At 67.9% G+C, this 25,406-nt stretch carries 29 protein-coding genes and 1 tRNA gene; 23 read left to right on the top strand and 7 right to left on the bottom strand.

The genetic code is table 11. The features are described 5' to 3' along the window. Positions 1–319: 319 nt before the first annotated feature. The 7 genes from QWY80_RS05635 (at position 320) to QWY80_RS05605 (ending at position 6,520) form a co-directional block, all read left to right on the top strand. Positions 320–856, top strand: a complete 537-nt coding sequence (locus tag QWY80_RS05635; RefSeq protein WP_290229727.1) for a DUF1269 domain-containing protein — start codon at positions 320–322, stop codon at positions 854–856. A gap of 60 nt (positions 857–916) precedes the next feature. After that, positions 917–2,317 (top strand): c-type cytochrome, encoded by a 1,401-nt coding sequence (locus tag QWY80_RS05630; RefSeq protein WP_290229726.1) that lies wholly within the window; start codon positions 917–919, stop codon positions 2,315–2,317. Between the two features lie 5 nt (positions 2,318–2,322). Further along, positions 2,323–4,113 (top strand): cytochrome c oxidase subunit I, encoded by a 1,791-nt coding sequence (locus tag QWY80_RS05625; protein ID WP_290229725.1) that lies wholly within the window; start codon positions 2,323–2,325, stop codon positions 4,111–4,113. After that, positions 4,110–4,772, top strand: a complete 663-nt coding sequence (locus QWY80_RS05620) for a cytochrome c oxidase subunit 3 (RefSeq protein ID WP_290229724.1) — start codon at positions 4,110–4,112, stop codon at positions 4,770–4,772. The genes QWY80_RS05625 and QWY80_RS05620 overlap by 4 nt, the downstream gene beginning before the upstream one ends. Before the next feature lie 15 nt (positions 4,773–4,787). Next, complete coding sequence (locus QWY80_RS05615) at positions 4,788–5,498, top strand: heme-copper oxidase subunit III family protein (protein ID WP_290229723.1); 711 nt, start codon at positions 4,788–4,790, stop codon at positions 5,496–5,498. A gap of 21 nt (positions 5,499–5,519) precedes the next feature. Then, positions 5,520–5,837: a cytochrome C oxidase subunit IV family protein gene (locus tag QWY80_RS05610; RefSeq protein ID WP_290229722.1), complete on the top strand. Its 318-nt coding sequence runs from the start codon at positions 5,520–5,522 to the stop codon at positions 5,835–5,837. Positions 5,838–5,902: 65 nt separating this feature from the next. Further along, the gene (locus tag QWY80_RS05605; RefSeq protein WP_290229721.1) at positions 5,903–6,520 is read left to right on the top strand and encodes a DUF938 domain-containing protein; all 618 of its coding nucleotides are present in this window, start codon (positions 5,903–5,905) and stop codon (positions 6,518–6,520) included. Here QWY80_RS05605 and QWY80_RS05600 read toward each other — a convergent pair. From QWY80_RS05600 to nfo, 3 genes are all read right to left on the bottom strand, one after another. After that, positions 6,517–6,720: a hypothetical protein gene (locus QWY80_RS05600; protein WP_290229720.1), complete on the bottom strand. Its 204-nt coding sequence runs from the start codon at positions 6,718–6,720 to the stop codon at positions 6,517–6,519. The genes QWY80_RS05605 and QWY80_RS05600 overlap by 4 nt on opposite strands. Before the next feature lie 105 nt (positions 6,721–6,825). After that, a complete protein-coding gene (locus QWY80_RS05595) occupies positions 6,826–7,314 on the bottom strand; it encodes a GNAT family N-acetyltransferase (RefSeq protein ID WP_290229719.1) in 489 nt (162 codons plus the stop codon). Continuing rightward, positions 7,311–8,159: a deoxyribonuclease IV gene (gene nfo / locus QWY80_RS05590; protein WP_290229718.1), complete on the bottom strand. Its 849-nt coding sequence runs from the start codon at positions 8,157–8,159 to the stop codon at positions 7,311–7,313. The genes QWY80_RS05595 and nfo overlap by 4 nt, the downstream gene beginning before the upstream one ends. Before the next feature lie 104 nt (positions 8,160–8,263). On the opposite strand from nfo, the gene QWY80_RS05585 reads away from it, so the two are divergent. After that, a complete protein-coding gene (locus QWY80_RS05585) occupies positions 8,264–8,737 on the top strand; it encodes a hypothetical protein (RefSeq protein ID WP_290229717.1) in 474 nt (157 codons plus the stop codon). A 143-nt stretch (positions 8,738–8,880) separates the two neighbouring features. Here the strand turns inward: QWY80_RS05585 and QWY80_RS05580 are convergent, their stop codons facing one another. Next, entirely contained in the window at positions 8,881–9,828 is a 948-nt protein-coding gene (locus tag QWY80_RS05580) for a zinc metalloprotease HtpX (RefSeq protein WP_290229716.1), read from the bottom strand. A 151-nt stretch (positions 9,829–9,979) separates the two neighbouring features. Here QWY80_RS05580 and QWY80_RS05575 point away from each other — a divergent pair, with 151 nt between their 5' ends. Next, positions 9,980–11,563 (top strand): DNA recombination protein RmuC, encoded by a 1,584-nt coding sequence (locus QWY80_RS05575; RefSeq protein WP_290229715.1) that lies wholly within the window; start codon positions 9,980–9,982, stop codon positions 11,561–11,563. A gap of 178 nt (positions 11,564–11,741) precedes the next feature. Here QWY80_RS05575 and QWY80_RS05570 read toward each other — a convergent pair. Next, positions 11,742–11,818 (bottom strand) — tRNA-Pro (locus QWY80_RS05570). 186 nt (positions 11,819–12,004) lie between these two features. Between QWY80_RS05570 and QWY80_RS05565 the strand changes: the two genes are divergently transcribed. Then, positions 12,005–12,364, top strand: a complete 360-nt coding sequence (locus QWY80_RS05565; RefSeq protein WP_290229714.1) for a CidA/LrgA family protein — start codon at positions 12,005–12,007, stop codon at positions 12,362–12,364. Next, positions 12,361–13,095, top strand: a complete 735-nt coding sequence (locus tag QWY80_RS05560) for an LrgB family protein (RefSeq protein WP_290229713.1) — start codon at positions 12,361–12,363, stop codon at positions 13,093–13,095. The genes QWY80_RS05565 and QWY80_RS05560 overlap by 4 nt, the downstream gene beginning before the upstream one ends. A gap of 48 nt (positions 13,096–13,143) precedes the next feature. Here QWY80_RS05560 and QWY80_RS05555 read toward each other — a convergent pair whose 3' ends face one another. Next, entirely contained in the window at positions 13,144–13,473 is a 330-nt protein-coding gene (locus QWY80_RS05555) for a hypothetical protein (RefSeq protein ID WP_290229712.1), read from the bottom strand. Positions 13,474–13,611: 138 nt separating this feature from the next. Here QWY80_RS05555 and QWY80_RS05550 point away from each other — a divergent pair, with 138 nt between their 5' ends. The 5 genes from QWY80_RS05550 to QWY80_RS05530 all read left to right on the top strand — a co-directional run bounded on the left by QWY80_RS05550 (position 13,612) and on the right by QWY80_RS05530 (position 18,225). Beyond that, positions 13,612–13,785, top strand: a complete 174-nt coding sequence (locus QWY80_RS05550) for a DUF2970 domain-containing protein (RefSeq protein WP_290229711.1) — start codon at positions 13,612–13,614, stop codon at positions 13,783–13,785. A gap of 147 nt (positions 13,786–13,932) precedes the next feature. After that, positions 13,933–15,051 (top strand): cytochrome c oxidase subunit II, encoded by a 1,119-nt coding sequence (gene coxB, locus QWY80_RS05545; RefSeq protein WP_290229710.1) that lies wholly within the window; start codon positions 13,933–13,935, stop codon positions 15,049–15,051. A 63-nt stretch (positions 15,052–15,114) separates the two neighbouring features. Next, positions 15,115–16,752: a cytochrome c oxidase subunit I gene (gene ctaD, locus QWY80_RS05540; RefSeq protein ID WP_290229709.1), complete on the top strand. Its 1,638-nt coding sequence runs from the start codon at positions 15,115–15,117 to the stop codon at positions 16,750–16,752. A gap of 19 nt (positions 16,753–16,771) precedes the next feature. Continuing rightward, complete coding sequence (locus QWY80_RS05535) at positions 16,772–17,371, top strand: cytochrome c oxidase assembly protein (protein WP_290229708.1); 600 nt, start codon at positions 16,772–16,774, stop codon at positions 17,369–17,371. After that, a complete protein-coding gene (locus tag QWY80_RS05530) occupies positions 17,368–18,225 on the top strand; it encodes a cytochrome c oxidase subunit 3 (RefSeq protein ID WP_290229707.1) in 858 nt (285 codons plus the stop codon). Before QWY80_RS05535 ends, QWY80_RS05530 begins: the two co-directional genes overlap by 4 nt. A gap of 5 nt (positions 18,226–18,230) precedes the next feature. On the opposite strand, the gene QWY80_RS05525 is transcribed toward QWY80_RS05530, so the two are convergent. Further along, the gene (locus tag QWY80_RS05525) at positions 18,231–18,422 is read right to left on the bottom strand and encodes a DUF2909 family protein (protein WP_290229706.1); all 192 of its coding nucleotides are present in this window, start codon (positions 18,420–18,422) and stop codon (positions 18,231–18,233) included. On the opposite strand from QWY80_RS05525, the gene QWY80_RS05520 reads away from it, so the two are divergent. The 7 genes from QWY80_RS05520 (at position 18,421) to thrS (ending at position 25,400) form a co-directional block, all read left to right on the top strand. Next, entirely contained in the window at positions 18,421–19,134 is a 714-nt protein-coding gene (locus QWY80_RS05520) for an SURF1 family protein (protein ID WP_290229705.1), read from the top strand. The two genes, QWY80_RS05525 and QWY80_RS05520, sit on opposite strands and share 2 nt — an antisense overlap. Before the next feature lie 5 nt (positions 19,135–19,139). Further along, positions 19,140–19,688 carry a redox-active disulfide-containing membrane protein gene (locus QWY80_RS05515; protein ID WP_290229704.1) on the top strand — a complete coding sequence of 183 codons (549 nt, stop codon included), beginning with the start codon at positions 19,140–19,142 and terminating at the stop codon, positions 19,686–19,688. 18 nt (positions 19,689–19,706) lie between these two features. After that, positions 19,707–20,777: a COX15/CtaA family protein gene (locus QWY80_RS05510; RefSeq protein WP_290229703.1), complete on the top strand. Its 1,071-nt coding sequence runs from the start codon at positions 19,707–19,709 to the stop codon at positions 20,775–20,777. Continuing rightward, on the top strand, positions 20,770–21,693 hold the full coding sequence (locus QWY80_RS05505; RefSeq protein WP_290229701.1) for a heme o synthase: 924 nt from the start codon (positions 20,770–20,772) through the stop codon (positions 21,691–21,693). Before QWY80_RS05510 ends, QWY80_RS05505 begins: the two co-directional genes overlap by 8 nt. A 139-nt stretch (positions 21,694–21,832) precedes the next feature. Beyond that, positions 21,833–22,300, top strand: coding sequence for a DUF2489 domain-containing protein (locus QWY80_RS05500; protein WP_290229700.1), 468 nt, complete (start codon positions 21,833–21,835; stop codon positions 22,298–22,300). 254 nt (positions 22,301–22,554) lie between these two features. Beyond that, positions 22,555–23,211 (top strand): OmpA family protein, encoded by a 657-nt coding sequence (locus QWY80_RS05495; protein WP_290229699.1) that lies wholly within the window; start codon positions 22,555–22,557, stop codon positions 23,209–23,211. Positions 23,212–23,477: 266 nt separating this feature from the next. Continuing rightward, positions 23,478–25,400 (top strand): threonine--tRNA ligase, encoded by a 1,923-nt coding sequence (thrS, locus tag QWY80_RS05490; protein WP_290229698.1) that lies wholly within the window; start codon positions 23,478–23,480, stop codon positions 25,398–25,400. The last annotated feature ends 6 nt before the right edge of the window (positions 25,401–25,406 follow it).

The raw sequence follows: 25,406 nt of genomic DNA, 5'->3' as shown, positions 1-25,406 counted from the left end.
GCTGGAATCGATGTTCCTGCCATCTGCACGAGGTGCGACGCCCGCCCGGGCGTTGCGGATCGCAACAGGATGCGACACTCAGGCTAGTTCGCCCCGGGGGTGCCCGCCACTTCGTGGCGCCGCCGGAGGTGGCCGCGGCGGATATTGGAACTTGCCGATACGACGATTATCGACAACCTTGAGGGAGAGCATATTCGACAGGGCGGCCAACGTCGGCGCCGCACCCTACACAGCCGAAGGGAAGTGGAGCACCGGGCACAGGGCAGTGCAAGGCTGCCCCATGGCGCCTGGTCGTCCCCCAGCGAACGGAGGGCGTGACATGCAGCGTCTCTACTTCCTGACCCCTGACCTGGACACCACGGTCAACATCGCCCACGAGCTGGATGAGCTCGGGCTGACCAAGCAGCAGGTGCACGTCACCGGCCGCGACTGGCAGGCGCTGGAGCAGCGCGGCGTCAACAACGCCACCCTGCGCCAGACCTCGGACGTGGTCCACGCCGCCTGGCGTGGCCTCAAGTTCGGACTGCCGCTCGGCTGCGTGCTGGGCGTCGCGGTCTACTATGGCCTCGGCGAGGAGTTCGGTCCCCTGGGCATCGTCGCCCTGATCGCGGGCATGGGGGTATTCGGCGGTCTCTTCGGCATCTGGACCAGCACCATGGTCGGCGTCTCGGTGCACGACGTGAAGGTCGACAAGTACGAGCATGAACTCCATGAGGGCGCCTTCCTGATGATGGTCGATGTCCCCAACGAGCGGGAGGAGGCTATCTACTCGATCATCCATCGCCACCATCCCGAGGTGGTGATCGACAAGGTGACCCGATCGGAGCTCAAGCACCATTGGGGAACGGGAGCCTGATCGCAGGAGATGACCGCCGGCCGGCGGGCCTGGCGGTGGCGTAAAAAGGAGGGAACGCCGATGGCGATTGCGATTGCGCTGATCGTGCTGGCGGGGGGGTCGGTGCTCTTCTACTTCCTGAGCCCGTGGCAACTGACCCCGCTGGCCTCCAACTGGGGAGCCATCGACCAGACCATCGTCATCTCCTTCTGGGTCACCGGGGCGGTGTTCGTGGCCGTGACGCTGTTCATGGTCGTGGCCCTGATCCGCTTCCGTGACCGGGGTCAGGGCCGGGCTTACTACGAGCCGGAGAACAAGCGGCTGGAACTCTGGCTGACGGGGATCACCACGGTGGGCATCGCGGCCCTGCTGGCGCCGGGGCTCTTCGTATGGGGCGCCTTCGTCAGCGTGCCGGACGACGCTCACGAGGTCGAGGTGGTCGGCCAGCAGTGGCACTGGAGCTTCCGTTTCCCCGGCGAGGACGGCGAGTTCGGCGCGGCACGCAACGGCCTGGTGGACACGGACAACCCTTACGGCATCGACCCCGAGGATCCCCACGGCGAGGACGACGTCCTGGTGAACGAGCCCCGCGTGTTGCTGCCCGTCGACCGTCCCGTGAAGATGCTGCTGCGCTCCAAGGACGTGCTGCACAACTTCAAGGTTGCTCCCTTCCGCGCCAAGATGGACGCCATCCCGGGGCAGCGCTCCTACTTCTGGTTCACCCCCACCCGCACCGGGGAGTTCGAGGCGGTTTGCGCGGAGCTGTGCGGCATCGCCCATTTCGCAATGCGCGGCCGGGTCGAGGTGGTGGAAGCCGAACGCTTCGAGGCCTGGCTCGCCGAACAGCCCACCCACGGCGAACTGGCCGAACGCGGCCCGGGCGACCCCGAGGCCGGCCAGCAACACTTCGCCGCCTGCGTGGCCTGCCACGGCCCCCAGGGCGGGGGCCAGCAGGCCACCAATGCCCCCCGCCTGGCCGGGCTGGATGCCGACTACCTGAGGCGCCAACTGCGCAACTTCCGCACCGGCGCCAGGGGCGAGCACGAGGCGGACCGCTTCGGGCAGCAGATGCGTCCCTTCGCCCAGTCGCTGGAGGACCCGGCGGCGATCGAGGACCTCGTCGCCCATATCGAGACGCTACCGGTCGAGCCCACGCGCTCCACCATCACCGGCGACGAGCGGCGCGGCGAGGTGCTCTATCGCAGCTGCGCCAGCTGCCACGGTGCCGACGGTCAGGGCCGGCAGGCCTTCAAGGCGCCGCGCCTGGCGGGCATGGACGACTGGTACCTGGTGCGCCAGCTCCACAACTTCCGCGAGGGCGTCCGCGGCCGCCATCCCCGGGATGCCTACGGCAGCCAGATGGTCGACATGGCCCAGGTCCTGGTGGACGACACCGCCATCCGCGACGTGGTGGCCTATATCGGCAGCCTGGCCGAGGGCGGGGCATCGGCAGCGAATGCCCCCGATGACACGGAGGAGTGAACCACATGGCCGAGCGCGAGTACGATGCCAGCCGCTATGCCCCGCCGGCCGAGGTGGGCGAGATGGAGCTGCCTCATCCCAAGGGGTTCATCGGCAAGTACGTGTGGAGCCAGGACGCCAAGGTCATCGCGGTCCAGTACGGCCTGACCGCCACGGCGATCGGCCTGGTGGCCCTGGTACTGTCGTTGCTGATGCGCCTGCAGCTGGGCTTCCCCAACAGCCTTTCGATCATCGATCCGGGCAGCTACCTGCAGTACGTGACCATGCACGGCATGATCATGGTGGTCTACCTGCTCACCGCCATCTTCCTCGGCGGCTTCGGTAACTACCTGATCCCGCTGATGTGCGGCGCCCGGGACATGGCCTTTCCCTACCTCAACATGCTCAGCTACTGGGTCTACCTGGCGTCGGTGCTGATCCTGGTGGCGGGCTTCTTCGTGGCCGGCGGCAACACCGGGGCCGGCTGGACCCTCTATCCGCCCCAGGCGATCAGTCCGGGCACCCCGGGGATCGATGCCGGCATCGTGCTGATGCTGGTGTCGCTGGCGGTGTTCATCGTCGGCTTCACCATGGGCGGGCTCAACTATGTGGTGACGGTGCTCCAGGCGCGCACCCGGGGCATGACGCTGATGCGCCTGCCGCTGACGGTGTGGGGCATCTTCATGGCCACGGTGATGGCGCTGCTGGCCTTTCCCGCCCTGTTCGTGGCGGTGCTGATGATGCTCATGGACCGCCTGCTCGGCACCAGCTTCTTCATGCCGGAGATGCTGTCCACGGGGGAGGGCGGCGACCACCAGGGGGGCAGCCCGCTGCTCTTCCAGCACCTGTTCTGGTTCTTCGGCCATCCCGAGGTCTATATCGTGGCACTGCCGGCCTTCGGCATCGTCTCCGACCTGATCGCCACCCATGCACGCAAGAACATCTTCGGCTACCGCATGATGGTCTGGGCGATCATCATCATCGGCTCGCTGAGCTTCGTGGTCTGGGCCCACCACATGTACGTCAGCGGCATGAGCCCCTACTTCGGCTTCCTGTTCGCCACCACCACCCTGATCATCGCCGTACCCACGGCGATCAAGGTCTACAACTGGGTGCTGACCCTGTGGCGGGGCAACATTCGCCTGACGGTGCCCATGCTGTTCTCCATCGGCTTCCTGTTCACCTTCGTCAACGGCGGGCTGAGTGGGCTCTTCCTGGGCAACGTCACCGTGGACGTGCCGCTCTCCGACACCTACTTCGTCGTCGGCCACTTCCACATGGTGATGGCCGTGGCGCCCATCCTGGTGATCTTCGGCGCCATCTACCACTGGTATCCCAAGATGACCGGGCGCCTGCTCAACGACACCCTGGGCAAGCTCCACTTCTGGATCACCTTCCTGGGCACCTACGCCATCTACTATCCCATGCACTTCATCGGACTGGAGGGAGTGCCGCGGCGCTACTACGCCTATGGCGAGACGACCTTCATCTCGGATTCCGTACAGGCCCTGAACGCCGGCATCAGCGTGGCCGCCTTCATCGTCGCCTTCGCCCAGTTGCTGTTCCTGTTCAACCTGGCCTGGAGCTACTCCCGTGGCCGCGAGGCGGGGCCCAATCCCTGGCAGGCCACTACCCTGGAGTGGCAGACGCCCCACACCCCGCCGCGCCACGGCAACTTCGGCGACGAACTCCCGGTGGTCTACCGCTGGCCCTACGACTACAGCGTGCCCGGGGTGAAGCAGGACTTCATTCCGCAGAACGTGCCGCCCCAGGCGGTGGAGCGTGAGCCCGACGCCGGGCGAGGAGGGACGGCATGACGGTAACCCTGATCCTGATCGCCCTGATGATGGCGGCCTTCGTCGGCTGGCTGCTGCGACAATCGATCGCCGTGCGCCCCTGGGTTGCGGATTCGGGGCAGCGACCGGCGAGCATCCCCGCCGCCTTCACCGCATCGCGGGTGGGGCTGGTGGCGTTCCTGGCGGTGGTGGTCTCGGTCTTCGCCCTGACCGTCAGCGCCTACCTGATGCGCATGGAGATGGGCGCGGACTGGCGCCCCGTGCCGCTGCCCGGCCTGCTGTGGGCGAACAGCGCGGCCCTGGTGCTGGCCAGCCTGGCCCTGCAGCTGGCCTGGCGCGCCGCCGCCCGCGGCCAGGCACGTCGGCTGCGTCAGGCGCTGGCCGCGGGCGGCGGCTTCACCCTGGCCTTCCTGATCGGCCAGCTGCTGGCCTGGCAACGCCTCGAGGCAGCCGGCTACTACCTGGCCGCCAATCCGGCCAATGCCTTCTTCTACCTGCTGACCGCCCTGCACGGGGCGCACCTGCTGGGCGGCCTGGTGGCCTGGGGGCGCGTCCTGGCGAGGCTTGGCGGCGGCGCCGATGCGACCAGCCTGCGTGCCGGCGTCGAACTGTGCGCGCTCTACTGGCATTTCCTGCTGCTGGTCTGGGCCCTGCTGTTCGGCCTCTTGCTGGCGACCTGAAGGGAGGACGACACCATGGCCAAGTCGACGCTACGCGACCCTTTCCTGGAGCCCGGCCTGAGGGGGATGGTCGGCGACCTGGCTTCCGATCAGCGGGCCTTCAAGGAGGTGCCCTGGAGCAAGGCGATGATGTGGGGCTTCCTGCTCAGCGACATCTTCATCTTCGCCTGCTTCCTGGTCGGCTACATGGCGGCGCGGATCACCGCCACCGCCCCCTGGCCCAACGCCAGCGAGGTGTTCGCCCTGGAGGTGGGCGGCCACCACGTGCCGCTGCTGCTGATCGCCATCATGACCTTCATCCTGATCAGCAGCAGCGGCACCATGGCGCTGGCGGTCAAGTGCGGCTACGAACGGCGGCGCCTGGCCACCGGGGGACTGCTGATCCTCACCGCCCTGCTGGGAGCCAGCTTCGTGGGGATGCAGGCCTTCGAGTGGACCAAGCTGATCCACGAGGGCGTGCGGCCCTGGGGCAATCCCTGGGGGGCGGAGCAGTTCGGCGCCACCTTCTTCCTGATCACCGGCTTCCACGGCACCCACGTGAGCTTCGGCGTGCTCTTCCTGGTGATCATGGCGGTCAAGGTGATGCGCGGCTCGCTGGAGGCGCAGCGACCGGGCTTCCTGACCGGTCGCCGGGGGCGCTACGAGATGGTCGAGACCCTGGGCCTCTACTGGCACTTCGTCGACCTGGTCTGGGTCTTCATCTTCGCATTCTTCTATCTCTGGTGAGGCGCGAGCCGGGAGGTCGAGATGGCAAAGGGCGAAGGCCAACAACATCCCCTCAGTACCTACCTCTGGGTATGGTTCATGCTCTTCGTGCTCAGCGTCCTCTCCTACCTGGTGGACGTGACGGGGTTCGAGGGCTACCTGAAGTGGTTCCTGATCACCCTGTTCATGCTGCTCAAGGCGGGCCTGATCATGGCGGTGTTCATGCACCTGGTTTGGGAACGCCTGGCGCTGATCTGTGCGGTGCTGGTGCCCCCCGGGGTGCTGCTGTTCCTGATGCTGCTGATGGCCATCGAGGGACAGCACGTGCTGTCGAACCGCCTGGCCGGCTTCCTGCAGTGACTGGCAGACAGGGCCTGGGCAGGCCGGTACCATCGCGGGTACGCCCATCGCCAGGTGACCCCACCATGCATGCCACCCGTCTCAGGAGCCCCGCCGCCGCCCGCAACCGCCGGCCGATCCTCGAGGTGCTGGCATCGGTGCTGCCGCCGCGGGCCCGGGTGCTGGAGCTGGCCAGCGGCAGCGGCGAGCACGCCCTGTACTGTGCCACCGCCATGCCCGGCTGGGCGTGGCAACCCAGCGACCCCGGCGACGCGGCGCTGGTTTCCATCGCCACCTGGCGCGAGCATGCCGGGCCGGCCAACCTGGCCGCGCCGATCCATCTGGATGCCACCGACGCCACCGCCTGGCCGGCGGGGCCCTTCGATGCCATCGTCGCCATCAACCTCCTCCATATCTCGCCCTGGGCGGTGACCGAGGCGCTGATGGCCCGCGCCGGCGAGCGCCTGGCACCGGACGGGGTACTCTACCTCTACGGTCCTTACCGGCGGGGCGGCGAGCACACCGCCCCGAGCAATGCCGCCTTCGATGCCGACCTCAGGCGTCGCGACCCGCGCTGGGGCGTGCGCGACCTGGAGGCGGTGGCGGCCGAGGCCGAGCGCCATGGCCTGGCGCTCACGCGGACGGTAGCGATGCCGGCCAACAACCTAAGCGTGGTGCTGCGCCGGCCCGAGCCCGCCGGCTAGCGAGTCTCGGGGAGTTCGCCGGGTTCGCGATAGCGGATCGGCTGTGCCTGGCGTTCTTCGGGAGTCAGGGTCTCGTCCTCGGCCGGCACGCCCCACACCGTCTCGCGATGGCCGTCTTCGAAGGTGTAGGTGGTGCAGCCGGCGAGCAGGGCCAGGGCGAGGCCGGCGATGGGCGTCAGGAGGTGTCGGGTCAGGCTCACGTCGGGTCTCCCGGGAGGTGCGGATGCCGGCCAGCGTGGCCGCTGGCCGGCGGGGCGTCAAGGCGTGGTCGGGCTGGCCCTACCACGCTGATGAGAGGGTCCTGCTCACAGCCGCCGGTACATGATATGGGCGTCCACGGGGCCGAGTTCGGGGTGGCGGAAGGCGTGGGGCAGGGTGCCGGCGATGGCGAAGCCGTGCCTCTGCCACAGTTTCACCGCCACCTCGTTGGTGGTCACCACTAGGTTGTATTGCATGGCGGTGAAGCCCAGCTCCCGGGCCAGGTCGAGGGAATGCTCGCACATCGCCCCGGCCAGGCCGCGGCCGCGTGCCGCCGGGGAGACGATATAGCCGCAGTTGGCGACGTGGTCGCCGGGGCCCGCCTGGTTGGGCTTGAGGTAGTAGGTACCCAGCACCCGGCCGTCCTCGACCTCGACCACGCGCACCGCACGGGGCAGCTCGATCCACAGGCGGTGGGCGTCCTGCTCGGTGATGTCGCGGGGCACGGCATAGGTCTCGCCGGCGCGGAACACCGGTTCGATGAAGGCCCAGAGGGCCGGCCAGTCCTCGGGGCGATAGGCACGGAGGGTGATCATGCGGCCTCCTCCTGGGCGCGCAGCCAGGCGATCTCGTCGGGCCAGATGGTCGGCTCGATGGTCTCCAGCACCATGGGGATGCCGTCGGTACGCGGGTCGCGCATCAGCGTCGTGAAGCATTCGAGGCCGATGTTGCCCCGCCCCAGGCTGTGGTGACGATCCACTCGGCTGCCCAGTTCGCTCTTGGCGTCGTTGAGGTGCATGCCGCGCAGGTACTCGATGCCCACCACCCGGTCGAGCTCGTCCAGCATGGCGGTGGTGGCTTCGGCCGTGCGCAGGTCGTAGCCGGCGGCGAAGGCGTGGCAGGTGTCGATGCACACCCCGACCCGGGCCTTGTCGTCGACCCGGGCGATGATCTCGGCCAGCTGCTCGAAGCGCCAGCCGAGGTTGCTGCCCTGGCCGGCGGTGTTCTCGATTACCGCAGTGACGCCTCGGGTCTCGGCCAGTGCCAGATCGATCGATTCGGCGATGCGCGCCAGGCAGTCGCCCTCGTCGATCTTCCTCAGGTGGCTACCGGGGTGGAAATTGAGCAGCGAGAGGCCCAACTGTTCGCAGCGCTGCATCTCGTCGAGGAAGGCCGCCCGCGATTTGGCGAGCCCCTCCGCCTCCGGATGGCCCAGGTTGATCAGGTAGCTGTCGTGGGGAAGGATCTGCCCCGAGCCGAAGCCGTGCCTCTCGCAGCTGGCGCGAAAGGCCTCGATGGTGGCGTCCTCGAGCGGCTTGGCCCGCCACTGGCGCTGGTTCTTGGTGAACAGCGCGAAGGCGTTGGCGCCGATCTCCACGGCGCGCGATACCGCCTGGTCGACGCCGCCCGCCGCGCTGACATGGGCTCCTAGATACTTCATGATGAACGAACCGCATCCTCGTGTTGTCAGGGAACTGTCTGGGGATTCTACCCCAGTCCGTTTTCAGGTGCGGTAATACCCCCTTCAACAGCAACGGAGTTTTCATGACCCGACTCAAGCCCCTCGCCCTCTCGATCCTCTCCCTGGCACTGGCCTCCCCGGCACTCGCCCAGCAGATGCCCCAGGGGCAGGCGCCCAGCGCCGAGGAGCAGGTCAGCCAGCTCGATCAGCTGGTCGAGCTCGACGAGAGCCAGGAGCAGGAACTGGTGGCCCTCCTCAACGACTCCCAGGGTCGCATCCAGGAACTCGAGAGCGAAGCCCAGACGGTCCAGACGCAGTTGCAGGAGAGCATCGGTCCCGACGTCGACGAGGCGACGGTGCGTCAGGATGCCGAGCGTCTCGGCCAGCTCACCGGTGACATGACCGCCGAGAGCATATTGATGCAGTCCCGCATCGAGTCGACCCTGACCCAGGAGCAGCGCGACGAGCTGGAGCGTCGTATGCAGGAGCGGCAGGAGCAGATGCGCCAGATGCAGCAGCAGATGCAACAGCAGCAACAGCAGCAGCCGGCCCAGTAAGCCGGCGCCTCCGGTGGCCGGTCAGATCTGGTCACCGCGATCCGAGGGCGGCATCCGATGCGGGTGCCGCCCTTCGTGTTTCTGGCCGCCGTCTGGCCGTGACGAGGGCGTGATCGCGTGCCTGGCTGACACCCAGTCGGCCATCAGCGGTGCCTGCCCAACCAGTAGCGATGCCCCCGGGAGGCGGGGCGCGAGATCACCAGCGGCTCGTCGGGGTGGGACGGACGGGGTTCCGGGCGCTGCGGCGACTGGTCGGCCAGCATTGCCAGTCGCCGCACCCGCTCCCGGGTGGACGGGTGCGTCTGCAGGTAGCAGAACCAGCCGGGCGTCTGGCGGCCGAAGACCGCCGTCAGCCACAGGCCTTGGCGGCGCTCCAGCGTCTCCAGGGCCGTGGCCAGCCCCAGCGGGTCGCGGGTCAGGCTGGCGGCCTCCAGGTCGGCGGCGAACTCGCGGTTGCGCGACAGTGCCAGCTGCAGCAGGGTGCTCAGCGTCGGGGCCAGTCCCACCATCAACAGCTCCAGCCACGGCATGCGGACCTCGCCGACCACGACCATGGGCAACATCAGCACCAGCGCCAGCTGGACCAGGAAGGCGCCCCAGATGGTCAGCCGGGTCATGGTCGCTGCCATCGACATCACCCGGGTATCGCCGTTGCGCAGGTGGCTCACCTCGTGGGCCAGCACCCCGGCCAGCTCGCGCAGCGACAGCGTCTGCAGCAGGCCCTCTGTGACGGCGATGCCGCCGTCGCGGGCGTCGCCCACCGCGAAGGCGTTGAGGTCCCGCGACGGTACGTAGAACAGCAGCGGGGCTCCCGGCAGCCCGGCGCGTCGATAGAGCTGCTCGAGTACCCGATAGACCCTGGGCGCCTGGTGGGGATGCAGCAGGCCGGCCGCCGAGTGCGCGAGCACCAGGCGCGCCGGGATGCGTGCCCCCAGGTAGAGGGTCATCAGCACCAGGCCGAAGACCCACAGTACCCCGATGCCGCCCGCCAGCAGCCAGGCCGGCACCGACAGCATCAGCCCCAGCCCCGCCAGGATCAGCAGGTGCTGGAGGGCGTTGTAAAGCCGCTGGGCGGTGAACCGATCGGGCATGGCATCACCTCGCGATGCCTCCTTTCCTACCGTCAATCTGGGGCCATGGCCGGCGTGGCGCAACCCGCTCGGCGGAGGTGACTGCCGGGGATCGCCCGATTGCGTTAGGATGGCGGCATCCTCAATGCTGACAGTGAGTTGGATAAGCTCGATGCCGATCTCGACCGATCTGCTGGTGACGGCCCTGGCCGCGCTGGCGCTGGGTATGCTGGCCACCGGCCTGTGGGCGCGAGCCGTCCTCGGTCGCGCGCGGGCCAACGCCGCGGAGGCGCTGAGTCGAGCCGAACGAGCCCGCGAAGCCATCGCCGGAGAGCTGCGCGAACAGCAGCTCTCCGCAGCACGTCTGAGCACTCGCCTGGAGCATGCCGAAGCGGATGGCCGGGCGAGTCGCGAGGAAGCCGAGGGCCAGCGGCAGCAGCTGGAATCGACCCGCGCCCGGCTCGGCGAGGTACGCGAGGCGTTCAAGGGGGCCGAGGCCCGGCTGGAAAGCCAGGCGCAGTCGCTGGCGGCCTACCGGGACAGCCTGCAGCGTGCGGAGGGCCGCCTGGAGGCGTTGCGCGAGCAGCATCAGGCCCTGGGGCAGGAGCACCAGGCGCTGACCACCACCCTGGAGCAGCGCGAGCGGCACTTCCGTGAACAACTGGAAATGGTGGAGGGGCATCGCCGGCAGCTCAGGCAGGAGTTCGAGAACCTGGCCAACGAGATCCTCGAGCAGAAGGGCAGGGCCTTCTCGGCGCTCTCCGAGAAGAACATCAATGGCCTGCTCCAGCCCATCCAGCAGGAGATGAAGGGCTTCCGCGAGAAGGTCGAGACGCTGCATACCCAGGAGACGGCCCAGCGGGCCAGCCTGCAGACGGAGCTCAAGCACCTGCAGGCGCTGAACCGCGAGATTACCGACCAGGCCAGCCGGCTGACCGAGGCGCTGCAGGGGCAGAAGAAGATCCAGGGCAACTGGGGCGAGCTGATGCTCGAGAACGTGCTGGAGGGCTCCGGCCTGCGCCCCGGCAAAGACTATCGCCGCGAGGAGAGCTTCGCTACCGAGGATGGGCGACGGCGTCCCGATGCCGTGGTCTACCTGCCCCAGAACAAGCACCTGGTGATCGACGCCAAGACCTCGCTCTCCGCCTACGTGCGCTACGTCAACGGCGAGGACGAGGTGGCGCGTGGCCAGGCCCTGGCCGAGCACGCCCGGGCGGTGGGCGAGCGCATCGAGGAGCTGGCCGACAAGCACTACTACGACCTGCCGGGGCTCAACTCGCCGGAGGTGGTGGTGATGTTCATCCCGGTGGAGTCGGCCTACGTGGAAGCGCTGCGTCACGACGACACCCTCTACCAGCGGGCCATCGAGCGCAACGTGCTGGTGGCCACGCCCACCACGCTGCTCACCAGCCTCAACATCGTGCGCCAGTTGTGGCGCTTCGAGGACCAGAGCCGTCACAGTGCCGAGCTGGCGCGCCGCGCCGAGCGCTTTCACGCCAAGCTGCGTGCCTTCCTGGAGAGCATGCAGGACGTGGGGCGCAAGCTGGATGGTGCCCGCGGAAGCTACGACAAGGCCATGGGCCAGCTGGTCAGTGGCAAGGGCAACCTGATCAAGCAGGTCGACGAGTTCGGCGAGCTGGGCGTGGCGGTGAAGAAGGAGCTGCCCGCCGAGCTGGTGGAGCGGGCCCGCATGGAACTGGGGGAGGGGGACGTTCCCAGACCGGGGGTCGAGACCCCGGCGACGCCCTCCGAATGAACGGCGTATCGGCGGGTGCTTCGAGTGGTCGACTCGCTGGGCGGATATCGCAGCGCTAGGTGAGTTGAATCAACTTCCAAGTGACGGCCTTGGACCAGGACGTTTTGATAACCCGTTGAGCGCATAGCAGAACAGCCGCCCGGCATGACCCGTAAGCGGCTGTTCTGGCAAGATTCAGTGGTCGGAGCGACAGGATTCGAACCTGCGACCTTTGCAACCCCATTGCAACGCGCTACCAAGCTGCGCCACGCTCCGACTCGAGTTTCGGATGGCTCGGCCGTGTCGGCTGGCCCCCGAGAACGAGGCGTATACTAGCGCGTTACCGGGTAAATGAAAAGCCCTTATAGCACTTTCTTTTCAACTGCTTGGGGATCTCGTGCGAACGGGGCATCATGCCTGGGGCCGGATGTCGGGGAGGCGCAGGAGAGAGGAGGGCGAGGGATGCCGCTGATCATGGGGATGAGCGTGCTGCTGGCTTGCCAGTTCGCCGGCGAACTGGTGGCGCGTGGGCTGACGCTGCCGATCCCGGGGCCGGTGATCGGCATGGTGATACTGCTGGCGGGGCTGATGGTGCGGGGGCGGGTGCCGGACAGCCTGCGCCTGACGGGGGAAGGCCTGCTGCGCTACTTGACGCTGCTGTTCGTGCCGGCGGGCGTGGGCCTGATGGCGCACTTCGAGCTGATCGGCCGCGACTTTTGGCCGATCCTCGCGGCCCTCGTCGTCTCCACGGCGCTGACGCTGGCCGTCACCGCCTGGGTGCTGGACCGCCTCAGTCGCCGGCGGGGAGGGCAGGGCGAATGAACGTGGCGAGCCTCGACCAGCTGTGGGTCTACCTGTCCGGGAATCCCCTGCTGTCGCTGTTGGCCACCCTGGTGGTCTTCGCCCTCGCGGTGCGCCTCAACAGGATGCTGGGCGGCACGCCCCTGGTGCATCCCGTGACCCTGTCCATCGCCATCTTGATCGGCCTGCTGCTGGCGGTGGACATGGACTACGCCACCTACTTCGAGGGCGCCCAGTTCATCCATTTCCTGCTGGGGCCGGCCACGGTGGCCCTGGCGATCCCGCTCTACGACCATCGCGAGCGGGTCCGTCGCCTGCTGGGCCCGCTCCTGCTGGCCTGCCTGGTGGGGATCGTCACCGCGGTGACCACCACCCTGGGCCTGGCCATGGCGCTGGGCGCCCGGCCGGAGACGCTGATGTCGCTGGCGCCACGCTCGGTCACTTCGCCCATCGCCATGGGTATCGCCGAACAGATCGGTGGCATTCCTTCCCTGGCCGCCGGCCTGGTGCTGCTCACCGGCTCCATCGGCTGCGCCTTGTCATCGGCGGTCTTCCGCCTGCTGGGGGTGCGCGATCCGGCGGTCAAGGGCTTCGCCCTGGGGCTATCCGCGCATGGTTTCGGCACAGCCCATGCCTTCGCGCGCATCGGGGCCGTGGCGGGCGCCTTCTCTGGCCTGGCCATGGGCCTGACCGGCCTGCTGACGGCCTTCCTGCTGCCGCTGATCACCCGGCTGTTCGGCTTCGGGGCCTGAATGAGATGAGGACGCCCCGGGAAGGGGCGTCGCGAGGGCTGCCAGGGCCTAGATCTCCTCCCAGAGCCGCTGGCGGAAGTCTTCGGTGAGCTGGGAGGCCTGCTCCAGGCGTTTCATCTGGGCATCGCTCACCTCCTTGACCAGCTTCTCGTAGCAGGCCTGCACCTCCTCGGGGGTAGTGGGGGCTTCGCCCTCGAAGCACTGGGCCATGCGCTCGCCGCTCTCGGCGATCGAGCGAATGAACTGGGCCTCGAACTGCATGGACTCGGCCAGGCTCTCCATCCAGGCGAGCTGTAGCCGGGCCATCGGCTGGGTGCCTTTCATCCACTGCTGTTGCCACCAGTCCAGCATGGGGTTGGCGAAGGGATTCGGGGTCATTCTGGGCCTCCTTTCGCCCCGCGGCGCGGAACGGGTTGCCGGAAACGGGTACACCCCATCTAGTATAGGGGAGTCACCGTACAGCGTGCCGGCAGAAGGGTGACAGCATGACGACAGTCAAGCCAGGAGGGGGTGTGGATGTGGAATGTGGTCAAGTCGGTGCTGGCCGCCTTCTTCGGGGTACAGAAGGAGGACCGTCGGCGCGAGGACTTCGAGCAGGGCAGGGCGGGCGCCTTCATCGCGGTCGGGATCCTGATGGCGCTGGTGCTGGTGCTGCTGGTGGCGCTGGTCGCCACGCTGGTGGCGCGTTGAATCCCGCGTTGGCTGTACGGCGCCCGGTGGGGAGTCTCCAGGGGGGTGGCTTCCTATACTGTTACTTGAGGCATGACTTATCTGTCCTGACGATCTTCGTGCGGCATGCCGCGCGGCAAGACAACGACAAGCAAGGAGGAGGCGCCGATGCGCACGTTCATCGTGTGGATGGCAGGTTGCCTGGTCGTCACCCTGATGGTGCCCGTGGCCATGGCCCAGGGCTGGAACATGCCGGTCGGGGTGACAGACGTCAGTCGCGAGGTGCATTCGCTGCACATGACCATCTTCTGGATCTGCGTGGTCATCGGCGTCGTGGTGTTCGGGGTGATGTTCTACTCCCTGTTCCGCTTCCGTCGCTCGCGGGGTGCCGAATCGGCCAACTTCCATGAGCACACCACGGTGGAGGTGATCTGGACCGCGATTCCACTGCTGATCCTCATCGGCATGGCCGTGCCGGCCACCGCCACCCTCAGCAAGATGTACGATCCTTCGGACGCCGACCTCGACGTGATGATCACCGGCCAGCAGTGGCGCTGGCGCTACGAGTACCTGGGCGAGGACGTCGCCTTCACCTCGAGCCTGGCCACCTCGCGGGAGCAGATCCGCGGCGCCGAGGCGCGCGACGAGAACTACCTGCTCGAGGTCGACGAGCCGCTGGTGCTGCCGGTCGATCGCAAGGTGCGCTTCCTGCTGACCTCCGATGACGTCATCCACGCCTGGTGGGTGCCGGAGCTGGCCGTGAAGCAGGACACCATTCCCGGCTTCGTCAACGAGAACTGGGTACGCATCAACGAGCCCGGCATCTACCGTGGCCAGTGTGCCGAGCTGTGTGGTCGGGATCATGGCTTCATGCCGGTGGTGGTGCACGCCATGGAGGAGGAGGAGTTCGACGCCTGGCTCGTCGAGCGCAAGGAGGCCGCCGCCCAGGAGGCCATGGGCGTCGACCGCGAGTGGGAGATGGACGAGCTGATGGAGCGCGGCGAGGGCGTCTACGGCAACATCTGCGCTTCCTGCCACCAGCCCGAGGGCCAGGGCTCGCCGCCCGCCTTCCCGGCGTTGGCCGGCAACCAGCAGCTGATCGAGGATGTGGAGTGGCACCTCGACAAGGTGATCAACGGGGTGTCCGGGGCGGCCATGCCGGCCTTCCGCAACACCCTCAACCCGGTGGAGATCGCCGCCGTGGTGACCTGGACCCGCAACGCCTGGGGCAACGACACCGGCGAGCTGGTGCAGCCCGCCGAGGTGGCCGAGCGGCTGGCCGACTAGTGCCGAACGTCCCGAGCCATTGCCACCCCGTGCCAGAACAACGAGAGATCAGGGAGATTCACGATGGCGCCGAAGCTGCCTCCGCATCACCCCGTCGAGCAGAGTACCTCCACCGCCGCCGGCGGACAGGCGGCCGAGCACCCGGCGCCGCCCCGCGGCCTGATGCGCTGGCTGCTCACCACCAACCACAAGGAGATCGGTAGCCTCTACTTGATCTTCTCGCTGACGATGTTCTTCATCGGCGGCATCTTCGCCCTGGTGGTGAGGGCCGAACTCTTCCAGCCCGGCCTGCAACTGGTGAACCCCGAGTTCTTCAACCAGATGACCACCATGCACGGCCTGATCATGGTGTTCGGGGCGATCATGCCCGCCTTCGTGGGCCTGGCCAACTGGATGGTGCCGCTGCAGATCGGCGCGCCGGACATGGCGCTGCCGCGGCTCAACAACTTCAGCTTCTGGCTGCTGCCGGTGGCCTTCACCCTGCTGCTGTCGACCCTGCTGATGCCGGGCGGCGGACCCGACTTCGGCTGGACCTTCTATGCGCCGCTCTCCACCACCTACGCGCCGCCGTCCACCACCTTCTTCATCCTGTCGATGCACATCGCCGGCATCAGCTCGATCCTCGGCGCCATCAACATCATCGCCACCATCCTCAACCTGCGGGCCCCGGGCATGCGCCTGATGGACATGCCGCTGTTCGTCTGGACCTGGCTGATCACCGCCTTCCTGCTGATCGCGGTGATGCCGGTGCTGGCCGGGGTGATCACCATGATGCTGCTGGACATCAACTTCGGCACCAGCTTCTTCAACGCCGCCGGCGGCGGGGACCCGGTGCTCTTCCAGCACCTGTTCTGGTTCTTCGGGCATCCCGAGGTGTACATCATGATCCTGCCGGCCTTCGGCATCGTCTCGGCGATCATCCCGACCTTCTCGCGCAAGCCGCTGTTCGGCTACGCCTCCATGGTCTACGCCACGGCCTCCATCGCCGTCCTCTCCTTCCTGGTCTGGGCGCACCACATGTTCACCGTGGGGCTGCCGCTGGTGGCCGAGCTGTTCTTCATGTACACCACCATGCTGATCGCGGTGCCCACCGGGGTGAAGGTGTTCAACTGGATCTCCACCATGTTCCGCGGTTCCATCAGCTTCGAGCCGCCGATGCTGTTCTCCCTGGCCTTCGTGGTGCAGTTCACCATCGGCGGCTTCTCCGGGCTGATGCTGGCCATCTCGCCGGCCGACTTCCAGTACCACGACACCTACTTCGTGGTGGCGCATTTCCACTATGTGCTGGTGCCCGGGGCGCTGTTCGCCATCCTCGCCGGCGTCTACTACTGGCTGCCCAAGTGGACCGGCCACTATCCCCACCTCAAGCTGTCCCAGTGGCACTTCTGGCTGTCGGTGATCGGCGTCAACCTGACCTTCTTCCCCATGCACTTCTCGGGGCTGGCGGGCATGCCGCGGCGGATCCCCGATTACGCCCTGCAGTTCGCCGACTTCAACCTGGCCTCGAGCCTGGGAGCCTTCCTGTTCGGTGCCTCCCAGCTGCTCTTCGTGTGGCTGGTCGTCAAGTGCGTGCGCGGCGGCGAGAAGGCGCCGGCCAGGGCCTGGGAGGGGGCCGAGGACCTGGAGTGGAGCGTGCCCAGCCCGGCGCCGCTGCACACCTTCGAGCATCCGCCGACCTTCCGTCCCGATACCCCCCACTGACCGGCAGGGAGGCGAGCCCATGCGCGAGAGTCGCACGACCGACAGCCCGGCGGATCGCGGCGTCAGGCGAACCGTGAGGCGCACCCTGGTGGCCCTGGCGGGCATGTTCGCCTTCGCCTTCGCCCTGGTGCCGCTGTACGACGTCTTCTGCCAGGTCACCGGGCTCAACGGCAAGGTGGACACCTCGGGCCAGGCCCTGGTCCACGAGGAGGTGGACGAGTCCCGTATGGTCACCGTACAGTTCGTGACCCGAGGCAGCGCCGGGCTGCCCTGGAACCTGGAGGTCGAGACCCGCCAGATGCGCGTGCATCCGGGGCAGAGCGCCGAGGTGTACTTCGCCTTCCACAACTCGGGGGCCACGGGCAGCTGGGCGCGGGCGGTGCCCAGCGTGTCGCCCTCCAATGCCAACCGGCACCTGCGCAAGGTCACCTGCTTCTGTTTCGACGAGCAGCACCTCGAGGCCGGCGAGCGGCTGGAACTGCCGCTGGTGTTCCAACTCGGCCGTGACCTGCCGCCCGAGGTCAACACCGTAACCCTGGTCTACACCCTGTATCCGGTCACCCGCGACGAGGCGCCGCTTCAGTCCCGGGCGACTGCCGGCAAAGGAGATGAGGCATGAGTGGTGGCAGCTACTACGTCCCCGCAACCAGCAAATGGCCGATCCTGGGGTCGCTGGCGGTGGGCACGATGATGGTCGGCACCGGCTCGGTGCTGGTGCACGGGCGTGGCACCCTGGTGATGGGGCTGGGGCTCGTCGGGGTGCTGGCGGTGATGGCGCTGTGGTTCCGCGACGTGATCAAGGAGTCCCGCCAGGGCCTCTACGACGCCCAGATGGATCGCTCCTTCCGCCAGGGCATGGGGTGGTTCATCTTCTCGGAGGTGATGTTCTTCGCCGCCTTCTTCGGCGCCCTGTTCTACGTGCGCACCTTCGCGCTGCCGTGGCTGGACGGCGAGGGCGCCAAGGGGGTAGCGGCGCTGCTGTGGCCCGACTTCACCGCCAGCTGGCCGCTGCTCGACCCGCCCGGCGACGTGGCCGGGCCGGTGGAGACCTTCAGCCCCTGGCAGCTGCCGCTGGTCAATACCCTGATCCTGGTGGGTTCGAGCATCACCCTGACCGTGGCCCACGAGGGGTTGAAGGAGGGCTATCGCGCCACCACCCGCAACTGGCTGTTCGTGACCCTGCTGCTGGGCATCTCCTTCATCATCATCCAGGGGGTCGAGTACTACGAGGCGTATCACCACTACGGCATCACCCTGCAGGCGGGGATCTACGGCGCCACCTTCTTCCTGCTGACCGGCTTCCACGGCGCCCACGTGATCATCGGCGCCACCATCCTGGCGATCATCTTCATTCGGGTCCTGCGCGGCCACTTCGCCGCCGAGAACCACTTCGGCTTCGAGGCGGCCTGCTGGTACTGGCACTTCGTGGACGTGGTGTGGATCGGCCTCTTCCTGTTCGTCTACGTGTTCTGAGAGGATCAGGCCAGGTTGCCGGCGTAGAAGCCGTAGAAGAGCAGCGCCAACAGGGTGGTCGCCAGGGTGACGCGCACCTTGAGCGAGACCAGTAGTCGCCGTGAGGCACTGCCGTCGTACAGCAGGAAGCCGGCGCCGGCGGCCAGGCTCGCGAGCATGGCCAGGAATACCAGGGCGATCAGGACCTTGAGCAGCATGCAACACTCCTTGGATGTCAGTCGTTATCAGCATGCCCGCCCTGGTCGGCGGCGGCAATGCCTGTGGTGGGGCTTGTGGAGCCTGCTGGTGGGGCTCGGGCTGGCCCTGGGCGCCTGGCAGTGGGAGCGTGCCGCCGACAAGCGCGACTACCTCGAGCGCCTGGCCGCGGCGCCCCGGCTCGAGGCCCCCCGCGAGACGCCCCCCGACGGCAGTCGCCTGACGCTGAGTGGCGAGTATCTCGCCGACCGGACCCTGTTCCTGGACAACCGGACCCGCGAGGGGCGCCTCGGCGTGGCCCCCCTCACCCCCTTCCGCGACGACCACGGGCGCCTGTGGCTGGTGCAGCGGGGCTTCCTGGAGACCGGGCCCTCCCGCGATACCCCGCGGGTCGACACGCCGTCCGGCCGAGTGACCCTGGAGGGGCGCTGGCAGGCGACAGGCGACGAGGCGCCCCTGTTCGGCCCCAACCGCGAGGGTCGGCGACTGCAGCGCATTCGCCAGGGCGCCTGGGACCTGGCCTTCGCCCATGCGGGCTGGCTGCATCTGGAGTCCGGGCCGGGAGGGCTGCCCGGCTGGTGGACGCCCAGCGTCATGCCGCCGAGCCGCCACCTGGGGTACGCTGTCCAGTGGTGGGGCCTGGCGCTGGCCGCCCTGGCGACCATGATCATCGGCGGCCGACGCCTGTCGCGTGCCGCCGCTACCCGGGAGTGATGACGATGACCCGATCTCGTGCCGACCGCCTGGCCAGGCTCAAGCTGGTGGGATTGCTGACCTTCCTCTCGCTGCCAGTGCTGGTGGCGACGGTGATGGCGGTATGGCGCATCGGCATACCCGAAGGGCGTACCGCCAACGGGGAGTTGGCGCCGGACGTCCCGCCGCTGGCGGAGTGGCCCCTGGCGGTGCCGGCGGGGGAGGGTGTGGCCGGCGACTGGGTGCTGGCCTTCGATTGCGGGGAGCGCTGCGCGGAGCTCAGCGACCAGTGGTGGCGGCTGCATCGGGCGCTGGGGCGAGAGGCGCCCAGGGTCAGTCGCCTGCGCATCGGCGGAGCGCAGGAGGCGCTGCCCGGCGAGGTGGTGACCAGCTGGGCCGCGCGTCCCGACTGGCGGGCGGACGATCATCTGTGGATCCTCGATCCGCGGGGCCTGCCGGTGCTCGGGTACGGTCCCGACAGCGAGGCGCGGGACGTGCTGGACGACCTGAACCGGTTGCTGAGGGCCAACCCCGAGGCGCCCTGGCAGGAAGGGCGCGAGCTGGCGGAAGGCTGAACGGAGGAGATTGGCCGAGTGACGACGCGCGAGGAGTGGCGCAGGCTTCGCCTGTTGCAGGCCCTGAGCCTGGTGGGGCTGGTGTTCACCATCGGGGTGATCCTGGTCGGTGCCTGGACGCGGCTGGTGGATGCGGGGCTCGGCTGCCCCGACTGGCCCGGCTGCTACGGTCGGCTGGTGGTCCCCGACGCGGCGGGGGCCCTGGCCCATACGCCCGGGGCGCCGCTGGAGACCGCCAAGGCCTGGGTGGAGATGGTCCACCGTTACGTCGCCTCGACCCTGGGCCTGCTGGTGATCGTCCTCGTCGTCCTGGGGGCACCGCTGCGTCGCCGACCGGACTATCCCTGGTGGGTCTCGCTGAGCCTGCTGGTGGTGATCCTGGTCCAGGGCGCCTTCGGGGCCTTCACCGTGACCCTCAGGCTATGGCCCCAGGTGGTGACCCTGCACCTGCTGGGGGGGCTGAGCGTGATGCTGATGTTCCTGTGGCTGCATCTGCGTCTGCGCCGCTGCAGCACCGGGCGCCTGACCCTGGGCGGGGTGGCCCCGCCGGGGCGCCGCTTGACCCCGCTCTGGGGCCTGGCCGCGGCCCTGCTGGTGCTGCAACTGGCGCTGGGCGGCTGGGTCTCCAGCAACTACGCGGGGATCGCCTGCCAGGGATTCCCCACCTGCAACGGCCAGTGGTGGCCGACCATGGACTGGAGCGAGGGCTTCCACCTGACCCAGGGCGTGGGGCCGAACTACCTCCACGGCCAGTTGCATGCCGATGCCCGTGCCGCCATCCAGGTCGGACACCGTCTGGGCGCCCTGGCCCTGGGGCTGGTGCTGCTGGTGCTGGCGGTGCGTCACTGGCGGGAGGCACGGCTGCGCCCCTGGCTCGGCGCCCTGCTGACGGCCTACGGGCTTCAGCTGGGCATCGGTATCGCCAACGTGCTGCTGTGGCTGCCGCTGTGGCTGGCTCTGCTGCACACCGCCGGTGCCGTGGCGCTGGCGGTCACGCTGGCGCTGGCCGCCTGGGCCTGGCGCAACGCCCCCGTGCATGATTCGACACAATCCCGGACACCGACGCAGAAGGAGTGGGCGCATGTCTGACGCCGTGACGACAGAGGTCCGTGTCACCGAGACGGCCCGTTGGGGCTGGCGGGACCTGGTGACCCTTGGCAAGCCGCGGGTGGTGGTGGTGATGCTGGTGTGCGCCCTGGTCGGCATGGCCCTGGCGCGTCCGGTGCTGCCGTCCCTGGCGGCGGTGTTCTACGGCCTGGCCGGGATCGGCCTGGCGGCCAGTGGGGCGGCCGCCTTCAACCATGTGGTGGACCGACGCCTGGATGCCATGATGCTGCGGACCTCGCGGCGACCGCTGGCGTCGCGGCGCATGCCCAATGCCGTGGCGCTGGCCTGGGCCACGCTGCTCTCGGTGGCCGGCATCGGCCTGCTGCTGTGGCAGGTCAACGCCCTGACGGCCTGGCTGACCCTGGGGTCGTTGATCGGCTACGCGCTGGTCTATACCGCCTTCCTCAAGCATGCTACGCCGCAGAACATCGTGATCGGCGGTGTCGCCGGGGCCGCGCCTCCGCTGCTCGGCTGGACCGCGGTGACCGGCCAGGTGGGGCCCGAGCCACTGCTGCTGGTGCTGATCATCTTCGCCTGGACGCCGCCGCACTTCTGGGCCCTGGCGCTGCATAAGCGCGACGACTACGCCCGGGCCGGGGTGCCGATGCTGCCGGTTACCCATGGTTCGGCCTTCACCCGGCTGCAGGTCTGGCTGTATGGCTGGCTCACCGTGGCGGTGACCCTGCTGCCCTTCACCATCGGCATGAGCGGCGCCGTCTACCTGGTCGGGGTCATGGCGCTGAATGCCCGCTTCATGTTCTGGAACTTCAAGGTGTGGCGAGGCCGGGACCCGGGGGCGCCCCTGGCGGCCTTCTGGTTCTCCATCCGCTATATCCTGGGCCTGTTCGGCGTGCTGCTGCTCGATCACTACGCCGCGGCCTGGATGCTGGCGGGCTGAGTCCGGCGATCCGGTATCCAGAGCGTCATCGCCTCTGCCGATGACGAGGGCCGTATGCCATCGAGGGTTTGGGGTGCATGTCGCCTGGCGGGTAGAATGTCGTCCCGTTCCCTTGATCCGATGCGAGTGCCGAACCCTGATGAGCACCACCACTGCCCTGATCCTCGTCGGCCTGGGCCTGGCGATCATCGCCGGCCTGGGTGCCTATGCCGCCACCCTGTGGCGAGAGGTCCGTCGGCGTCGTGCCTTCCGCGAGGAAGAGCAGCGTCGCGCCCACGACAATTGCCTGGAGAACCTCGAGCTGGTGGCCTCGGCCCTGCTTCAGGAACAGGTCGACGTCACCGAAGGGGCGTGGCGCTGCAAGACGCTGCTGGAGATCCTCGATCCACGCCTGATGGAGCGCGACAGCTTCCGCGCCTTCGGCACGGTGCATGCCCGAACCCACCACCTGCATACCCATTCGGCACGCCTGGCGCTGAGCCCCAAGGAGCGCTTCCGGGAAGACAAGGAGCGCCTGGCGGTGGAGGATGAACTGCGCCCGGCGGTGCTGGAAGCGGCGCGAGCCGTGCTGGCATTCCGTCGCGACTGGCCGGCCAGCCTCCACTGACGCGATATCGAACGCTGTGCGACATGGCCGTTATTCTGCTAATGTCAGCACATGACGATTGAAAGATGGGCCCGGCTACTGCAAGCTTGGCCCCGTGCCCTGGATGGCCGCCGAGGGATGGGGCATCCATCGTAAGCTGGGCACGCCGCCGCGGTTGCAGGACGGGACGCATCTTCGATCGTCGGGATCCCCGGGAGGCGGAGAAGCGGTTGCCTACCCTGGAGCGTAAGAAAGAAAAGAGAAGGAGTTTGAAAATGAACAAGTCCACGACTGGCTTGCTGCTCGGTTCTGCTCTGGTGGTCGGCCTGGCTGGCTGCGCCACCCCCAACACTGACCCCTCTTCCGATCGTCCCTGGTATCAACAGCCCGTGGTATGCGGCATCGCCGGTGGCCTGATCGGCGGTGGCATCGGCTACGCCACCAGCGGCGAGTCCGACCAAGATGAGGGCATCGGCATCGGCGCCGGTACCGGTGCCGCTATCGGGGCGCTGCTGTGCGCCGATCGCACCCCGGAGCCGCAACCCGAGCCCGAGCCGATGCCGGAGCCCGAGCCCGAGCCCGAGCCCGAGTTCGAGCCGGTGACCCTGCAGAGCGACGTCACCTTCGCATTCGACTCCGCCGAGCTGCGTCCGGGGGCCGAGGGCGAGCTGAATAGCGTCGCCGATACCCTCAACAACAACCCCGAGGTTCGCGTGACCATCGCCGGTCACACCGACTCCGTCGGCTCCAACGAGTATAACCTGGAGCTTTCCCAGGACCGCGCCGATTCCGTGGCGAGCTACCTGCAGAGCCAGGGCGTCGCCGCTAATCGCATGCGCACCGTGGGCTATGGCGAGGAGCGTCCGGTCGCCACCAACGACACCGATGCCGGGCGTGCCCAGAACCGTCGCGTGGAGATCAGCAGCCAGTAATCGGCACTGACGCGCGACTCATCGGGACGCCGGTCCCGATCCCAAGGGGCGCCTCCGGGCGCCCCTGTCGCGTCTGCGGGATGGCGCCCTCGCCGGCGCTTTGCTATGGTACGGCGTTTCCGCTACGGGCCGGCACCGTCTCGCCACCATCGCCATGCGCGATGCCTGGCGATGGCCGGAAAGCGGGCGGATTCCGTTCTCCATTCCCCGTTCAATGCGACATGTGGTCTTTCGTATGGGCCACCACTGCGCCAAAGGACCCCTGCATGCCCATCGTGACCCTGCCCGACGGCAGCCAGAGAAGCTTCGACGAACCGCTCAGCGTGATGCAACTGGCCGAGGAGATTGGCCCCGGCCTGGCCAAGGCGTGCGTGGCCGGCAAGATCGACGGTGTGGCGGTGGACGCCGCCGACGTCATCGACCGCGACGCCGAGGTGGCGATCCTCACCGCCAAGGACCCCGAGGGGCTGGAAGTGATCCGCCACTCCTGCGCCCACCTGATCGGCCATGCCGTCAAGCAACTCTATCCCGACGCCAAGATGGCCATCGGTCCGGTCATCGACGACGGCTTCTATTACGACATCGACTTCGGTCGCTCGGTGACCCCGGAGGATCTCGAGGCCATCGAGAAGCGCATGAAGCAGCTGATCGAGGCCGGCTATGACGTGGTGCGCGAGTACGTCGACCGCGACCAGGCCATGCTCACCTTCCTGCACCGCGACGAGCCCTACAAGCAGGAGATCGTCCGCGAGATTCCCGAGGGCGAGACGATCCGCCTCTATCACCATGAGGAGTACGTCGACATGTGTCGGGGCCCCCATGTGCCCAATACCCGACACCTGAAGGCGTTCAAGCTCACCAAGCTGGCCGGTGCCTACTGGCGCGGCGATGCCAGCAAGCCGATGCTGACCCGTATCTACGGCACCGCCTGGTCCGACAAGAAGCAGCTCAAGGCCTACCTGCAGCGCCTCGAGGAGGCCGAGAAGCGCGACCATCGCAAGCTGGCCAAGAAGATGGATCTCTTCCACCTCCAGGAGGAGGCGCCGGGCATGGTGTTCTGGCACCCCAACGGCTGGACCCTGTACCAGGCGCTGGAGCAGTACATGCGCCGGGTGCAGATCGAGAACGGCTACCAGGAGATCAAGACGCCGCAGATCGTCGACCTGTCGCTGTGGAAGAAGTCCGGCCACTGGGGCCACTACAGCGAGATGATGTTCACCACCGAGTCGGAGAAGCGCGACTACGCGGTCAAGCCGATGAACTGTCCCTGCCACGTCCAGGTGTTCAACCAGGGGCTGAAGAGCTACCGCGACCTGCCGCTGCGCCTCGCCGAATTCGGCAGCTGCCACCGCAACGAGCCATCCGGCGCCCTGCACGGCCTGATGCGGGTGCGCGGCTTCACCCAGGACGACGCCCATATCTTCTGCGCCGAAGGCCAGATCCAGGCCGAGGCCGAGGCCTTCATCGCCCTGACCATGCAGGTCTACCGCGACCTCGGCTTCGACGACGTGGAGCTCAAGCTCTCCACCCGCCCCGACGGTGAACTGATGGGGGACCCGGCGATGTGGGATCGTGCCGAGGCGGGCCTGGAGGCGGCGCTGAACGCCACCGGCCTCGATTGGGAGCTGCAGCCGGGGGAGGGCGCCTTCTACGGCCCCAAGATCGAGTTCGCCCTGCGCGACTGCCTCAATCGGGTCTGGCAGTGTGGTACCCTACAGCTGGATTTCAACCTGCCGGGGCGGCTGGGGGCCCAGTTCGTCGACGAGGATGGCGCCCGCAAGACGCCGGTGATGCTGCACCGGGCGATCCTCGGCTCCTTCGAGCGCTTCCTCGGCATCCTCATCGAGCACTACGCCGGGGCCATGCCGCTGTGGCTCGCTCCCCAGCAGGCGGCGATCCTCAACATCACCGATGCGCAGCGCGATTACGCCCTGGCGCTCGAGGGGCGGTTGCAGAAAATCGGCCTGCGCGTCAAGGCGGACTTGAGGAACGAGAAGATCGGCTTTAAAATCCGCGAGCATACGTTGCAGAAGGTTCCCTATCTCCTGGTGGTGGGAGATAAGGAAGTCGAAGCCGATTCGGTGGCCGTGCGCACGCGCAGCGGCGAGGATCTCGGCACTCTGACGGTGGATGCCCTCGTCGAGCGTCTGAGTGCCGAACTCGGCGGAAGACATTCGTCAATTGCCTAAGGAGAC

This window comes from Halomonas ramblicola, from assembly GCF_030409215.1.
Lineage (GTDB): Bacteria > Pseudomonadota > Gammaproteobacteria > Pseudomonadales > Halomonadaceae > Halomonas > Halomonas ramblicola.
Note: the sequence above shows the minus strand (reverse complement) of the source record. Positions and strands in the feature narration are given on the sequence as shown.

Bases quoted from the DNA above. Each gene is read 5' to 3' on its own strand.
- QWY80_RS05575 (WP_290229715.1), top strand. From the start codon at position 9,980: ATGCCGATCTCGACCGATCTGCTGGTGACGGCCCTGGCCGCGCTGGCG.
- QWY80_RS05630 (WP_290229726.1), top strand. From the start codon at position 917: ATGGCGATTGCGATTGCGCTGATCGTGCTGGCGGGGGGGTCGGTGCTC.
- QWY80_RS05625 (WP_290229725.1), top strand. From the start codon at position 2,323: ATGGCCGAGCGCGAGTACGATGCCAGCCGCTATGCCCCGCCGGCCGAG.
- QWY80_RS05535 (WP_290229708.1), top strand. From the start codon at position 16,772: ATGCGCGAGAGTCGCACGACCGACAGCCCGGCGGATCGCGGCGTCAGG.
- QWY80_RS05515 (WP_290229704.1), top strand. From the start codon at position 19,140: ATGACCCGATCTCGTGCCGACCGCCTGGCCAGGCTCAAGCTGGTGGGA.
- QWY80_RS05565 (WP_290229714.1), top strand. From the start codon at position 12,005: ATGCCGCTGATCATGGGGATGAGCGTGCTGCTGGCTTGCCAGTTCGCC.
- QWY80_RS05500 (WP_290229700.1), top strand. From the start codon at position 21,833: ATGAGCACCACCACTGCCCTGATCCTCGTCGGCCTGGGCCTGGCGATC.
- QWY80_RS05555 (WP_290229712.1), bottom strand. From the start codon at position 13,473: ATGACCCCGAATCCCTTCGCCAACCCCATGCTGGACTGGTGGCAACAG.
- QWY80_RS05615 (WP_290229723.1), top strand. From the start codon at position 4,788: ATGGCCAAGTCGACGCTACGCGACCCTTTCCTGGAGCCCGGCCTGAGG.
- coxB (WP_290229710.1), top strand. From the start codon at position 13,933: ATGCGCACGTTCATCGTGTGGATGGCAGGTTGCCTGGTCGTCACCCTG.
- nfo (WP_290229718.1), bottom strand. From the start codon at position 8,159: ATGAAGTATCTAGGAGCCCATGTCAGCGCGGCGGGCGGCGTCGACCAG.
- ctaD (WP_290229709.1), top strand. From the start codon at position 15,115: ATGGCGCCGAAGCTGCCTCCGCATCACCCCGTCGAGCAGAGTACCTCC.
- QWY80_RS05580 (WP_290229716.1), bottom strand. From the start codon at position 9,828: ATGCCCGATCGGTTCACCGCCCAGCGGCTTTACAACGCCCTCCAGCAC.
- QWY80_RS05530 (WP_290229707.1), top strand. From the start codon at position 17,368: ATGAGTGGTGGCAGCTACTACGTCCCCGCAACCAGCAAATGGCCGATC.
- QWY80_RS05610 (WP_290229722.1), top strand. From the start codon at position 5,520: ATGGCAAAGGGCGAAGGCCAACAACATCCCCTCAGTACCTACCTCTGG.
- QWY80_RS05505 (WP_290229701.1), top strand. From the start codon at position 20,770: ATGTCTGACGCCGTGACGACAGAGGTCCGTGTCACCGAGACGGCCCGT.
- QWY80_RS05525 (WP_290229706.1), bottom strand. From the start codon at position 18,422: ATGCTGCTCAAGGTCCTGATCGCCCTGGTATTCCTGGCCATGCTCGCG.
- QWY80_RS05550 (WP_290229711.1), top strand. From the start codon at position 13,612: ATGTGGAATGTGGTCAAGTCGGTGCTGGCCGCCTTCTTCGGGGTACAG.
- QWY80_RS05560 (WP_290229713.1), top strand. From the start codon at position 12,361: ATGAACGTGGCGAGCCTCGACCAGCTGTGGGTCTACCTGTCCGGGAAT.
- thrS (WP_290229698.1), top strand. From the start codon at position 23,478: ATGCCCATCGTGACCCTGCCCGACGGCAGCCAGAGAAGCTTCGACGAA.
- QWY80_RS05620 (WP_290229724.1), top strand. From the start codon at position 4,110: ATGACGGTAACCCTGATCCTGATCGCCCTGATGATGGCGGCCTTCGTC.
- QWY80_RS05495 (WP_290229699.1), top strand. From the start codon at position 22,555: ATGAACAAGTCCACGACTGGCTTGCTGCTCGGTTCTGCTCTGGTGGTC.
- QWY80_RS05605 (WP_290229721.1), top strand. From the start codon at position 5,903: ATGCATGCCACCCGTCTCAGGAGCCCCGCCGCCGCCCGCAACCGCCGG.
- QWY80_RS05635 (WP_290229727.1), top strand. From the start codon at position 320: ATGCAGCGTCTCTACTTCCTGACCCCTGACCTGGACACCACGGTCAAC.
- QWY80_RS05520 (WP_290229705.1), top strand. From the start codon at position 18,421: ATGCAACACTCCTTGGATGTCAGTCGTTATCAGCATGCCCGCCCTGGT.
- QWY80_RS05585 (WP_290229717.1), top strand. From the start codon at position 8,264: ATGACCCGACTCAAGCCCCTCGCCCTCTCGATCCTCTCCCTGGCACTG.
- QWY80_RS05595 (WP_290229719.1), bottom strand. From the start codon at position 7,314: ATGATCACCCTCCGTGCCTATCGCCCCGAGGACTGGCCGGCCCTCTGG.